The organism is Thermostichus sp. MS-CIW-25, from assembly GCF_054060015.1.
This window is the reverse complement of sequence record NZ_JBSSCS010000001.1, coordinates 40,162-52,686: the sequence shown is the minus strand read 5'-3', so window position 1 is coordinate 52,686 and position 12,525 is coordinate 40,162. Positions and strand designations below refer to the sequence as shown.

General features: G+C 59.4%; 10 protein-coding genes and 1 tRNA gene. 6 read left to right on the top strand and 5 right to left on the bottom strand.

Translation table 11 applies throughout. The features are described 5' to 3' along the window. Positions 1-54: 54 nt before the first annotated feature. Both ACVWZ1_RS00255 and ACVWZ1_RS00250 read right to left on the bottom strand, forming a co-directional pair. Positions 55-1,086 carry an anthranilate phosphoribosyltransferase family protein gene (locus ACVWZ1_RS00255; RefSeq protein WP_457502231.1) on the bottom strand — a complete coding sequence of 344 codons (1,032 nt, stop codon included), beginning with the start codon at positions 1,084-1,086 and terminating at the stop codon, positions 55-57. 113 nt (positions 1,087-1,199) lie between these two features. Beyond that, positions 1,200-2,165, bottom strand: coding sequence for a LysR family transcriptional regulator (locus ACVWZ1_RS00250; protein ID WP_457502230.1), 966 nt, complete (start codon positions 2,163-2,165; stop codon positions 1,200-1,202). A gap of 127 nt (positions 2,166-2,292) precedes the next feature. On the opposite strand from ACVWZ1_RS00250, the gene ACVWZ1_RS00245 reads away from it, so the two are divergent. From ACVWZ1_RS00245 to ACVWZ1_RS00235, 3 genes are all read left to right on the top strand, one after another. Continuing rightward, positions 2,293-3,444 (top strand): serine hydrolase domain-containing protein, encoded by a 1,152-nt coding sequence (locus ACVWZ1_RS00245; RefSeq protein WP_457502229.1) that lies wholly within the window; start codon positions 2,293-2,295, stop codon positions 3,442-3,444. Positions 3,445-3,499: 55 nt separating this feature from the next. Then, positions 3,500-4,552 carry an XdhC family protein gene (locus ACVWZ1_RS00240; RefSeq protein WP_457502228.1) on the top strand — a complete coding sequence of 351 codons (1,053 nt, stop codon included), beginning with the start codon at positions 3,500-3,502 and terminating at the stop codon, positions 4,550-4,552. A gap of 48 nt (positions 4,553-4,600) precedes the next feature. Then, a tRNA-Met gene (locus tag ACVWZ1_RS00235) sits at positions 4,601-4,674 on the top strand. A gap of 18 nt (positions 4,675-4,692) precedes the next feature. Here ACVWZ1_RS00235 and leuC read toward each other — a convergent pair. From leuC to ACVWZ1_RS00220, 3 genes are all read right to left on the bottom strand, one after another. Beyond that, entirely contained in the window at positions 4,693-6,096 is a 1,404-nt protein-coding gene (gene leuC, locus ACVWZ1_RS00230) for a 3-isopropylmalate dehydratase large subunit (protein ID WP_414522598.1), read from the bottom strand. A gap of 189 nt (positions 6,097-6,285) precedes the next feature. Beyond that, positions 6,286-7,386 carry a polysaccharide deacetylase family protein gene (locus tag ACVWZ1_RS00225; RefSeq protein ID WP_457502227.1) on the bottom strand — a complete coding sequence of 367 codons (1,101 nt, stop codon included), beginning with the start codon at positions 7,384-7,386 and terminating at the stop codon, positions 6,286-6,288. A gap of 63 nt (positions 7,387-7,449) precedes the next feature. Continuing rightward, positions 7,450-8,481, bottom strand: coding sequence for an NAD(P)/FAD-dependent oxidoreductase (locus tag ACVWZ1_RS00220; RefSeq protein WP_457502226.1), 1,032 nt, complete (start codon positions 8,479-8,481; stop codon positions 7,450-7,452). 206 nt (positions 8,482-8,687) lie between these two features. Between ACVWZ1_RS00220 and ACVWZ1_RS00215 the strand changes: the two genes are divergently transcribed. The 3 genes from ACVWZ1_RS00215 (at position 8,688) to gyrB (ending at position 12,335) form a co-directional block, all read left to right on the top strand. Then, positions 8,688-9,653, top strand: a complete 966-nt coding sequence (locus ACVWZ1_RS00215; RefSeq protein ID WP_457502225.1) for an SPFH domain-containing protein — start codon at positions 8,688-8,690, stop codon at positions 9,651-9,653. A gap of 12 nt (positions 9,654-9,665) precedes the next feature. Next, complete coding sequence (gene rimM / locus ACVWZ1_RS00210) at positions 9,666-10,205, top strand: ribosome maturation factor RimM (protein WP_414409307.1); 540 nt, start codon at positions 9,666-9,668, stop codon at positions 10,203-10,205. Between the two features lie 201 nt (positions 10,206-10,406). Continuing rightward, complete coding sequence (gyrB, locus tag ACVWZ1_RS00205) at positions 10,407-12,335, top strand: DNA topoisomerase (ATP-hydrolyzing) subunit B (RefSeq protein ID WP_457502224.1); 1,929 nt, start codon at positions 10,407-10,409, stop codon at positions 12,333-12,335. Positions 12,336-12,525: the final 190 nt, after the last annotated feature.

Here is a 12,525-nt window from a genome sequence, read left to right as displayed (position 1 = left end):
TCTTTCCTGGGCTGGAGAGCTTGACTCCAGCCATCAAAACAGGGGATCCCAGCCCTAGGAGAGGTCAATCACCTGGATCAGTTGTTTCAGCTTCTCCATCACCCGTCCAGAGCGAAGCAGGTCTTCCGCCTGTTGGATCCCTTCTGGCAAGGATGGGGCGTGGCCGAGGAGCCACAGATAGCTACCCCCATTCCAGAGAGCGGCTGGGGTGAGTTCACAGGGATCCCCGCTGAGCACCTGCTGCATCTGCCGGAGCAGCTCTTTCTCGCCGGAGAGGGGAATCTCCGGGCCTGCCAAGTGACAATCGCGAGCCTTCAAGAGCAGCCGTTTCCCGCCCTGGTTGAGAATGGCCGCCCGTTCCCGCGGCAGGTCGCAACTGCCTTCCAGACCTTTGACGGTGGTGAATTGCCGAATCTCCCGCAGGGCAAACAGCTCCAGCATCGTGGCCTCGGTGGGCGGATGCACGTACCCGGCCACCAGGTGAAAGGGGCCTTGGTAGGGTGTCCAGACCAGCTCCAAGGTGGCCAAGGGGGGGCGCTTGCCGATTTGATCCCGGTAGTCCATCAGGGCCTGAGCCTGGGGAAAACAGGTGGGCAAATACAAAAATCCCAGCCCGGTTTGTTCCAGCAGTTGCCCCACCCGCTCCAGGGATAGCCCCCGCCAATCTACCCCCAAGCTCCGCCACACCGTTTCCAAAGGCAGCCCATACTTGGTGGGACAGAAGCCAGAGCCATGCAGCAAAACGGCTGACCCTGCCGCCGCCAGCAGCAAAGCCACCAGCACCCCCAGCGGCGCAGTCCGCGAGCGGCCATCGTAGGGATGGCCAAAGATGATCAAGGGATGGGGCAAATCCCGTTGGGGCAGAAGAGGGCCGTCTTCTGCGTAGGCATCCAACATACCGGCCAGCTCTTCGGCAGTGGGGCGCTTGATGCGGTGGGCAATTAAAAAAGCCCCGATCTGGGCGGGAGTGGCTTCCCCCCGCAGGAGCATCCGAGCAGCGCTGGCGGCCTCTGCCCGGCTGAGATCCTGGTGGGTGTGGGTGCCGCTGCCGATTTTTTTCAACAGCTCGCGAAACTCTTGGCTCATGGCATCGGCGGTCGGGAGCGCTGGGCTACCCAAGTAGGGGGAGATAACGGCGGAACACTTGCAACTACCGATACAGGTATTTGACAACTTACAGAAATTTCTACAAAAAATCCCTACAGAACTGACAACAGCCCGGCAGAGGGCTGAGGGAAATGGGGATCTGTACCGGAAGCATGCTCAACCTCAGACTGCCTGATAAGCTGGGCGGCCAACTGCAAAAACCGGCGAATGGGAGGGATCCGATAGCGATCGCTGGTGGTAACCATAACCACCTGTCGCCTCAAGAGGGGGGGCTCGGTGGGCCGCACCTGCAAATCCGGATCGGCGCAGCAGTCCACCAGGGCCGACTCCGGCAGGAGGGCAATGAGCTGCCCCTGTCGCACCACCCCCCGAAAGGCATCCAAGGTGTTCAGTTCCAGGGCTGCTTTCAGGGGAAGCCCCTGTCGGGCCAGATGGGATCCCACCAAGGAGCGCATGGCATAGCCATCTTTGAACACAGCCTGGGGATACTCCGCCAGCACCTTCCAGGGGATCCGCTCGTAGCGGCTGAGGGGATGGGTGGCGGGCACCAATACTTGAATTGGCTCCGAGTACAGTGGCTCCACCACCAGTTCTGCCCCCCGGGTCATCAGGGGATTCTCCATTACCAGGGCCACGTCCACCAGCCCATCCCTGAGCACCTTCAAGGCGCGGTCGCTGCCCAGAGCGGTAACCCGCAACTGCACCTCTGGGTACTCCCGGCAAAACTGTTGCAGCACCGGCGGCAGTTGATGGGCGATCAGAGAATGGATCCCGGCAATGCAGAGCTCGGTTTGCTGGCCCTGCAGCCATTCTCGAATGCTTTCCTGAGCCCGCTGCCATTCCTGACAGATGCGACGGGCATGGGGCAAAAGCCGTTCCCCGGCCACAGTTAGGGCCACCGGGCTTTTGCGATGCAACAGCGGAGCGCCCACCGCTTCCTCCAGGGCCTGGATCTGGCGGCTAATAGCCGATTGGGTCAGACCGCTGAGGCGAGCAGCGGCCAAAAAGCTGCCCGTTTCCACCACGTTCAAAAAGGCTTGCAACAACTCCAGCCGCACTCGGGATCCCTTGATGATGTAGCCTGCCGTGGTGGCATCCTAGCTGGGGAAGCGGTAGGCTTTTGTAAACACCGTTACAAGTTGTTTGTTGGACTGGGGATCCTCAAGCCGGGAGGAGAGGAGGCAGATGGGCTGGGATCCGACCTTGCTGGAGGGGCTGCTCAACTCCGCCATTCCCCACCTTTTCCCCGCTGCCCAGGTGGTCATCCGCCACAAGGGAAGGTGTATCTACTCAAGGGCGGCGGGCCATCTCGACCCTGAGACCCGGCGCCAACCGACAACCTCGGCCACCCGTTTTGACCTGGCCTCGCTGACCAAGCTGTACACCGCCACCGCCTGCATGGCCCTGGTGGAAGCCGGAGCGTTGCTGCTGGATCAACCGGTGAGTCTCCTGTTGCCGGAGTTTCAGGGATCCCGCCCCATTGCCCCCTATGAAGATCCTCTGCAACCAGGGGAATGGATAGCTGCGGAGCCGGAGTCCTTGGGCCAGCTTATTCCAGCAGAACAGGTGACGGTGCGGCAGTTGCTGGCCCACACCGCCGGTTTGCCCGCCTGGCGGCCCCTGTTTCGACAGCCCGATGCCGAATCGGCCCGGCACATGGCCCTGCACACCTTTTTGGCCTACAGGCCGGGATCCCGCAGAGTCTACAGCGATCTTGGATTGATCCTGCTGGGGCTGGCTTTGGAACGTCTGAGCGGAACCCCTCTGGATCAGATCTTGCATGCCCGGATCTTGCAGCCTCTGGGCCTGAGCCAAACTCAGTTTTATCCAGGGGATCCCTTTGACCCATCCTCTGTCTCTGGCTCTTGTGCCCCCACCGAGCTGTGTCCTTGGCGAAAGCGCCGCCTGCAGGGGCAGGTTCACGACGAAAATGCCGCCCGCCTGGGCGGGATCGCCGGCCATGCCGGACTGTTTGCCACGGCAGAGGAAGTAGCTGCTTTCGGGGAGAGTTTTTTGACGGGATCCCTGTTGCAGCCGCAGACGGTGAGGGAAATGACCCGCGAGCAGTTGCCTCAGCAAGGGGATGCCCACCGCTGTCACGAGCGCCGGGGTTTGGGGTTTGCCTTGCGCTCCCCGGATCCCTTGGCCAGCAGCTACCCGTTCAGCCCCAGCGCCTTCGGCCACACCGGCTTCACCGGAACCTCCCTGTGGATCGATCCAGAGCGGGAGCTGGTGGTGACGCTGCTCACCAACGCCGTCTACCACGGTCGGCAGGAGAACGGATTCCAGGCTTTCCGGGTTGCCCTCCATCAGGCCATCCTAGAGGGGCTTTCTTGATCATTGAGTCCCTGACCGTTCCCGCTAGGGTGCCGTAGGCATAACCGAGGCTGAGGTGGACGAGACCTTTTACCGACAGTTGGCAGATATGCTCTCCCGCGGGCCGCTGGTGGTGGCCACCGTGATCCGCACCCAGGGATCTGTGCCTCGCCAGGCGGGGGCAAAACTGGCCGTGGGATCTGATGGCACCCTGTTGGGCACCATTGGCGGTGGAGCTGCCGAAGCGGAAGTCATTGCCCGAGCGCAAACCCTTTTGCAGGCTGCCGTTCCCGTTGGCGATGGCGAGAGCAGCGCGGAGCACTTCGGCAAGACGGAGTCCTGGCCGGCTGGGATGCCGGTTTCCCTCGATCTCAACAGCCCTCCCTTGGGCGTTTGCGGGGGACGGATGCACATTTGGCTACAGCGATGGCAGGGATCCCTTGCCCAAACGTTGGTGGCCCAGATCCTCCAGGCTCTGACCCAAGGGCAAAGGGCTTGGCTGATCACTCCCCTCCATCCTCAGGGGTTCCCCTACCTCAGCCTTAGCGACAGCGGTGCGGAGCACTTTGCCCCCCTGCCATCCCGCCCACAGCTCCTCGCGGGATCCTGGGTCGAGCCCCTCCTCCCTTCCCCCACCCTGCTGATCGTCGGAGCGGGCCACTGCGGCCTGTCCCTGGCCCAGATCGCCCATTTGGCCGGCTTTCGCATTTGGGTTCAGGACGATCGCCCGGACTGGGTAACCCCTCAGCGCTTTCCCGTTGCCGAGCGGCTGTGCTCAGAACCCTTTGCCCAACTTATCCCCCATCTGCACAGGATCCCGCAGCTCTACATCGCTCTTGTGACCCGCAGCTACAGCCTCGATTGCCAAATCCTGCGGGCCATCTACCACTCCGGCCTGACCCCCCACTACCTGGGGATGATCGGCAGCCGCAAGCGGGTACAAACCGTACTGCGAACCCTGGCCCAGGAAGGGATCCCGGAGACCGCCTTCAGTCGGCTCTTTGCCCCCATTGGCCTGGAGATCCACGCCGAAACCCCCGCCGAGATTGCCATCAGCATCACCGCCCAGCTCATCCAGGTGCGACGGGGATCCCCGAAGACAATACCCACACAAAAGGGCGAAACTTAGGCGTAGGCTTGCCGGTTGGCCCGAGAACAAGCTAGGCTAGAAAAGCGCCGCGGGGTAGAGCAGCCTGGTAGCTCGTCGGGCTCATAACCCGAAGGTCACTGGTTCAAATCCAGTCCCCGCTATACCTAGGAGACAGTTGCTTAGAGCAGCGTCCGCACATCCACCACCTTGCCGCTGACTGCCGCTGCGGCCACCATAGCCGGGCTCATGAGCAGGGTGCGCCCGCTGGGGGATCCCTGGCGGCCCTTGAAGTTGCGGTTGGAAGAAGAGGCGCTGATCTGGCGCCCCACCAGCCGATCCGGGTTCATCGCCAAACACATGGAGCAACCGGGATCCCGCCACTCAAACCCTGCCGCCTCGAAGATCTCCCGCAGGCCCTCCTGTTCTGCTTCCTGCTTTACCCGTTCTGAGCCGGGCACCACAAACGCCTTCACCCCTGGGGCCACCCGCCGCCCCTTGGCAATCTTGGCTGCCTCCCGCAGGTCGCTCAAGCGGCCATTGGTGCAACTGCCGATGAAGCAGACATCCACCGGTGTCCCTACAATGGGATCCCCCGGCTGCAAGTCCATGTAGGCATAGGCCTCCTTGGCCAGTTCCCGCTCGCTTTCCGGCAGATCTTCTGGGGCAGGGATCCGCTCATCCACCCCAATACCTTGGCCGGGGGTGATCCCCCAAGTAACCGTCGGCGCAATATCTGCGGCCTGGAAGACCACCACATCGTCGTAGCGGGCATCGCCATCGCTGGCCAGGCTTCTCCACCAGGCTACCGCCTCTTCCCAATCGGATCCCTGGGGGGCAAACTCTCGCCCCCGCAAATACTCAAAGGTCACCGCATCGGGGTTGACGTAGCCGCAGCGGGCCCCTCCCTCGATGGACATGTTGCAGAGGGTCATGCGCTCTTCCATGCTCATGGCTTCAATGGCGCTGCCCCCGTACTCGTAGGCGTAGCCCACCCCGCCTTTGACCCCCAGCTTGCGGATGATGTGCAGAATTACATCCTTAGCGTAAACTCCCGGCCCCAGCTTGCCGTGGATCTCAATGCGGCGCACCTTGAGCTTGGACAAAGCCAAAGTTTGGGTGGCCAATACGTCTCGCACCTGGCTGGTGCCGATCCCAAAAGCAATGGCCCCAAAGGCCCCGTGGGTAGAGGTGTGGCTGTCCCCACAGGCAATGGTCATCCCCGGCAGAGTTAACCCCTGCTCCGGGGCAATCACATGCACGATCCCCTGCCGACCGGAGCCGCTGTTGTAGAAACGGATGCCGTATTGCCGACAATTGCGCTCCAGTTCCTGGATCATCTCCTCCGCTAAGGGATCCGCAAAAGGCCGTGCCCGGTTGTCGGTGGGAATGATGTGATCCACGGTGGCCACCGTCCGCTCGGGAAACAGAACCGGCAGATGACGCTCCCGCAGCATGGCAAAAGCCTGCGGACTGGTCACCTCGTGAATTAGGTGCAGGCCGATGAACAACTGCGTCTGCCCAGAGGGCAAAATCCGCACCGTATGGGCATCCCACACCTTATCGAATAATGTCCTCTCGCTCATCTTCCTCGGCCCGCAGCCAAGTCCTGTAAACTTTCAATGTGCTACTTGGGGAAAAGCTTGTCAAGGCACAGGCCTCCGTTATCTCTGGGCAACGCTGCCGAGCTGAGCGAGATGCAGCCCTTCTTTGAACATCCCCAGCCGGCAAAGGCGGGTCGGAGTCCTCAAGCCAGAAAACCTGTTGCCAGCCCTTCAAACGGGATCCCTGAAGGCCGGCCAAGGCAAAAAGCGATAGCCCGCCTCTTGAATGGCAGCGACGATATCCGGCAGGGCCTCTGCGGTGTGGGGCCAGCGATCGTGGAGCAGCAAAACCAGGGGCTGATCGGAAGCCTGGATCGCCGGCAACTGAGCTCGAACACGCTCCAAAAGTTGGGCTGCGCTTTGGCCCGCGTAAGCATCTTCCGGGCTCATGTTCCAGTAAAGAACTCGATATCCTGCCTGCTCCAGAGAGCGACGCAAAGCAGAATCTAGGCGAAAACCTCCCGGTGGGCGAACAACCAGTTGGGGATCCAAGTTCAACGCTTTGAGCAGTTGGGTTGTCTTATCCACCTCAGCATAAAACAGCTCATTGCTTCCGTAGAGACGTTGATAATCGTGGGTAAAAGTATGATTGGCTAGGGTGTGGTGATGGGCCTGAATCGATTGAGCCAATTCTGGAAATCGGGAAACGTGGGTGCCAATAACAAAGAAAGTGGCCGGGATTTGAAGATCATCCAAAACCTGTAAAAGTCGGGGGGTGGATTGGGGCCAGGGGCCATCATCAATGGTCAGAAAGGCAGAACGAGGTGGCACTTCCAGTAAAGGCCCCAGCACTTCTTCTAAAGGCAGTTGCAAAGGTTGAGTATTTTCTGCCGGATCGAGAAAGTCGGGATCCGGGATCCAGCCATGCTGCAGAAACACCTGCACATGAGCGGGAGCAGGGGTAATCAGTAAACGCCCCGTCTGCTCATTTTGGTTGCCCCAGCTCAGCCGATAGGGCAGATCCGAAGCGACCTCGACGGTTGTTGTATGGGTAATGACTCCGTAGGGGATGTCGATCACATAATGCCCGTTCACCTCTTCTTGATGGATCCAGGCTGCCGAAGGAGCTGATAGATAAATGAGCAAATCTTGGGGATTGGCACCGCGCACCACCCGAATGCTTTCGATGGGGAGAATGAGGTTGTATTCCGAGGTGGCCGTCAGGTTCAGCTCAAAAAGAGGCTGGGCCTCTACCGTGCAGTAGTAGATCAGTCCAACCAGTAGGAAGGCTAGGCAAAATATCAACGCTTTCAACGCTTTCAGAGAGTGCATGGAATGGCTTAATCCTTCGCAACCAATCATAGGACAGAAGCCACCCAAGCTCGATAGAGCCCATCAATTTAGTGAGGATCCGGAAGGCCCTGGGATCCCAGGTGGCGAGAGCAGGCGCTCTTCCCATTTACGTGCAGGTGAGGCCCGTCGGATGTCCCGCCAAATGGCTGTGGCAGCTAGGGTGCCATCGGCAACCGCAATCGCCACCTGGTTCAGGCCCTGCTTCAAATCGCCCAGTGCAAACAGCCGCGGATGAGCAGTGCGACACCACTCGTCGGTCAACAGGTTTTCCCCTTGCCATTTCAAGCCGGGGATCCCTTTCAAATAGGCATTGTGGTATTTGGCTCCCATCGCCACCAAGCCGGTAGTTGCTTCGATGTAAGTGCCATCTTCCAACTCCACACCCTGCAATTGATGGTTTTCTCCAAGAAAGCGGCGAATAGGAGATTCGTAGAGGGGGTAGCCATGATCCGCCAGTTTTTTGCGCATGTCGGGGCCGACCGAGCAGAGGCCGTGGGTCAACACCGAGATATAGGGTGTAAACCAGTTGAGGACAAAAGCTGTATTGATCCGATCTTCCGAATTGACGATCAACACTGACTTTTGATCCCGCATTTCATAGCCGTCGCAGATCATACAGACATGCAGTGAATAGCCGGCGTAGTCGTAAACATTCTGCATATCCGACAACTGGGGCAAGTAATCCATAATGCCGGTTGCCGCGATCAAATATTTGCTCCGAAAAACGGGGTAGAGGCTGTTAACTTTTCCCACCTTGACCTTGACTGCAAAAAGGTCTTCCTCATCGGTGGCATCTTCCACAAAACCGCGCAGGTAATCTACCCCCAAGCTGAGGGCATGCTCTGTTCCCTGGCGCAACAGCTCTCGTCCGGGAGTGGTCGGGGGCAAGCCCAGATAATTGCGCAAATCCTGCATCCAAAAAGAGCGGCCTCTGCCCTTCTCCACCACCAGGCAACTCAATCCATAACGAGCCAGATAGATTGCCGCCGACAACCCCCCTGCTCCCCCTCCGGCTACAATCACGTCATAGATTTTGCCCAAACCAACCTCTAGATTCCTGCTGCTCAGTTTCATAGACGGGATCCCCTCACCAGACTTCTGCTGGGTGGCCTCAAGTTGTCGGTTGCGGCCCGAAAAATCTTAAGAAGCTCCAGACGTTCCGCAGAGCTGCAGATCATACTTGGTCCATCGCGTTTCTGTTGAGATGTGATCGAGCTAAGGGAGCAGTCCCAGCAACCGTCTAGAATGGGGACTGAACTCCCCCTTAGGAGAAAAGCCCTATGCCAGGTATCTTAGCGGCCATTGCCCTGATCTTTGTCGGCTACCTGTTCAACTCGGTCAAAATCATCAGCCAGGGGTATGAGGCATTGGTGGAGCGTTTGGGCAGGTTTCACCGCAAGTTGACCCCAGGATTGCACTTTATTCTTCCCCCCATCGATAGGATTGTGTTCCAGGAAACCATCCGCGAGAAGGTGTTGGATGTGCCTCCTCAGCAGTGCATCACCAGCGACAACGTCTCTTTGATGGCCGATGCGGTGGTCTACTGGCGCATCACCGACATGATCAAGGCCCGCTATGCGGTCGAGGATGTGCAGCGGGCTTTGATTAACCTGGTGCTGACGGCCTTGCGCGCCGAAATTGGCCGTATGGATTTGGATCAAACCTTTTCCTCCCGCGCCGAGATCAACGCTCGCCTTTTGACAGAGCTGGACGAGGCCACAGATCCCTGGGGGATCAAGATCACCCGCGTGGAAGTCAGGGACATTCAACCCTCCAAAACCGTGCAAGACTCGATGGAAAAACAAATGGCTGCCGAGCGGGAAAAGCGGGCCGCTATTCTGAAATCAGAAGGGGAGCAGCAGGCCAGCATCAACCAGGCTGCGGGGGCCGCCAAGGCACAGCTATTGCGAGCAGAAGCGGAGAAGCGAGAGCGGCTGCTGCTGGCTGAAGGCACGGCTGAAGCCATCAAAACCATTGCCGCCACGCTGCAGGAGAACCCAGAGGCAGCCAATGCGCTGCAATACCTGATGGCGCAAAATTATATTGACATGGGCCTCAAGGTGGGCAGCAGTCCCAGCGCGAAGGTGATCTTCATGGATCCCAATTCGATCCCTGGCACCCTGCAAGGGCTGCTCTCCATGGTGGACGTGGCTAAGGGTGGGGAAGGTTCTCGCACAGTGACCTCTCAGAAGCTGCGCACCCCGACCGCTTTCCCAACCGAAGTGGACTTTCCGCGGCTCGACTGAGTTTGACCGACCATGATGGCCCAGGATCCGGCTTGGCTGCTGGTGGGACAGGTGGTGGCGGCCCACGGCTTGCGGGGCTGGCTGCGGGTTAGGTGCTGGTCGGATTTCCCAGAACGCCTCACAGAGCCCGGACCGCGCTGGCTGCAGCGGGATACGGATCCCGAGCCCCTGCTGCACCCCTTGATCGAGGGGCAGTTTTTCCCGGCTAAGGGTCTTTATTTGGTGCGACTGGAAGGGATCCCCAATCGAACGGTGGCTGAGACCTGGGTGGGGGCTAGGCTGCTGGTGCCGGCTTCCCACCGCTTGCCCTTGCAGCCGGAAGAGTACCACTACCGCGATCTCATCGGCTTGGCCGTCTATCACCAAGGGGAGCTGCTGGGACAGGTTTCGGGGATTTTGGCAGCCGGCCAGGATGTGCTGGAGATAACGACCTCTGACCATCGGCAGGTGTTGATCCCCTTTGTGAAAGCCCTGGTGCCTGTCGTGGACTTGGAAAAAGGCGCGCTTCACGTGCAGCCGCCGCCAGGGCTGGTGGAGAGCTTTCTGGGTTAGAGTTCGGCAAGACGGCCTGACTTCCGTACCTGCATCCCATCCTGAACTTGGCCCTCAGAAGCGTCTGTGTGGCCGTTCTAGCCTTTTGTGCTATCATGGGGACAGTTTTTTGATGATAAGCTGATTCCTGGCCTTTAAGGTCAATTTTTCTGGGTTTCTGTTGATCTTGGCCGGGAGCCTTCCTCGGGATTGGAGTTGGGAATGACGGAAAACTACGGTGCAGAGCAGATCCAAGTTTTGGAAGGCTTGGAGGCTGTGCGCAAACGCCCTGGCATGTACATTGGCTCCACTGGGCCGAAGGGGTTGCACCATTTGGTGTACGAGGTGGTGGACAACTCTGTGGATGAGGCCCTGGCCGGCTATTGCGACGATATTCAGATCAGCCTGCATCCCGACGGCTCGGTAGCCGTCTTGGACAATGGCCGCGGCATTCCGGTGGACATCCACCCCAAAACCGGGCAGTCGGCTCTGGTTACGGTGCTGACGGTGTTGCATGCGGGGGGCAAGTTTGGCGGTGGCGGCTACAAGGTCTCCGGCGGGCTGCACGGCGTGGGCGTGTCGGTGGTGAATGCCCTCTCCGAATGGGTGGAGGTGACGGTTTGGCGAGAGGGCAAGGTTTACTTTCAACGTTTCGAGCGCGGGGCGGTGGTGGGATCCCTGAAATCTGAACCCCAACCCAAGGGATCCAACCGGCGGGGTACAGAGGTGCGCTTCAAGCCGGATGGGCTGATCTTTCCCGAGCGAGAGTTCGACTATGCCCTGCTGGCGGCCCGCTTTCGCGAATTGGCCTACCTCAATGCCGGCTTGAAAATCACCTTCAGCGATCTGCGGCGGGATCCGCCCCACTGCGAAACCTATCAATATGCAGGCGGCATCAGGGAATATGTAGCCTTTATCAACCACGAAAAAACGCCCATCCACTCCGACATCATCTACATCCAAGGGGAGCGGGATGGTGTGGAGGTGGAAGTGGCGCTGCAGTGGTGCTCGGATGTGTACACCGACACTTTGATTGGCTTTGCCAACAACATCCGCACCAACGAAGGAGGCACCCACCTGGAGGGCCTGAAAACCTCTCTCACCCTCACCATCAACAGCCAAGCCCGCAAGCTCAACAAGCTGAAAGATTCCGACAGCAACCTGGCCGGAGAAAATGTGCGCGAGGGGTTGACAGCCATCGTCTCGGTCAAGGTGCCCAACCCCGAGTTTGAGGGGCAAACCAAAACCAAGTTGGGCAACACCGAGGTGCGGGGCATTGTGCAAACCCTCGTCTCCGAGGCGCTCACGGAGTACTTGGAGTTCAACCCCAACGTGGCCAGGGGGATCGTCGATAAGGCCATCCAGTCCTTCAATGCTGCCGAGGCGGCCCGGCGGGCCAGAGAATTGGTGCGGCGCAAATCTGCCCTGGAATCTTCCACGCTGCCGGGGAAGTTGGCCGATTGCAGTTGCCGCGACCCGGCGGAGTCTGAGGTGTATTTGGTGGAAGGCGACTCTGCAGGGGGCAGCGCCAAACAAGGTCGGGATCGGCAGTTTCAGGCGGTGTTGCCCCTGCGCGGCAAGATCCTCAACATTGAAAAGGCGGATCCCGCCAAGATCTACAAAAACGCCGAAATTCAGGCGATGATCACAGCGCTGGGTTTGGGAGTTAAAGGCGATGAATTTGATCCCAGCCAACTGCGCTACCACCGCATCATCCTCATGACCGATGCCGATGTGGACGGTAGCCACATTCGCACCCTGTTGCTGACCTTTTTCTACCGCTATCAAAAGGCGCTTCTGGAACAGGGCTATGTCTATATCGCCTGTCCGCCGCTCTACAAAATCGAGTGGGGTCGCAACAATGTTCGCTACTGCTACAGCGACGCCGAGAAAGACCAGATCCTGCGGGGGCTGCCTGCCAACACCAAGTACACCATCCAACGGTTCAAGGGTCTGGGGGAAATGATGCCCGAACAACTCTGGGAGACCACCATGAACCCGGCAACGCGCACCCTCAAACAAATCACCATCGAAGATGCGGTGGAGGCGGATCGCATTTTCACCATCTTGATGGGAGATGCTGTTGGTCCCCGACGGGAGTTTATTGAGGCCCACAGTGCCCATTTGGATCTGGCGGCTCTCGATATTTAGCGACTCTCGATATTTAGCGACTCTCGATATTGGGTGGAGAGAACTCTGTCCCGCCTCTTCGGGGCCCACGGCAGGGGGAAAGTGCTCCGCACCGCTGGCGCGAACGTAACGGTGTTGCAGACGAGGCCGCGAGCAGCCAAAAGCTCCCGGACGGGGCAAGATCCCAGTTGCAGCCCAGACCCTGTGGCAA

Coding starts and splice junctions, on each gene's coding strand:
- ACVWZ1_RS00255 (WP_457502231.1), bottom strand. CDS start 1,086: ATGAGCCAAGAGTTTCGCGAGCTGTTGAAAAAAATCGGCAGCGGCACC.
- ACVWZ1_RS00245 (WP_457502229.1), top strand. CDS start 2,293: ATGGGCTGGGATCCGACCTTGCTGGAGGGGCTGCTCAACTCCGCCATT.
- leuC (WP_414522598.1), bottom strand. CDS start 6,096: ATGAGCGAGAGGACATTATTCGATAAGGTGTGGGATGCCCATACGGTG.
- ACVWZ1_RS00225 (WP_457502227.1), bottom strand. CDS start 7,386: ATGCACTCTCTGAAAGCGTTGAAAGCGTTGATATTTTGCCTAGCCTTC.
- ACVWZ1_RS00220 (WP_457502226.1), bottom strand. CDS start 8,481: ATGAAACTGAGCAGCAGGAATCTAGAGGTTGGTTTGGGCAAAATCTAT.
- ACVWZ1_RS00215 (WP_457502225.1), top strand. CDS start 8,688: ATGCCAGGTATCTTAGCGGCCATTGCCCTGATCTTTGTCGGCTACCTG.
- rimM (WP_414409307.1), top strand. CDS start 9,666: ATGATGGCCCAGGATCCGGCTTGGCTGCTGGTGGGACAGGTGGTGGCG.
- gyrB (WP_457502224.1), top strand. CDS start 10,407: ATGACGGAAAACTACGGTGCAGAGCAGATCCAAGTTTTGGAAGGCTTG.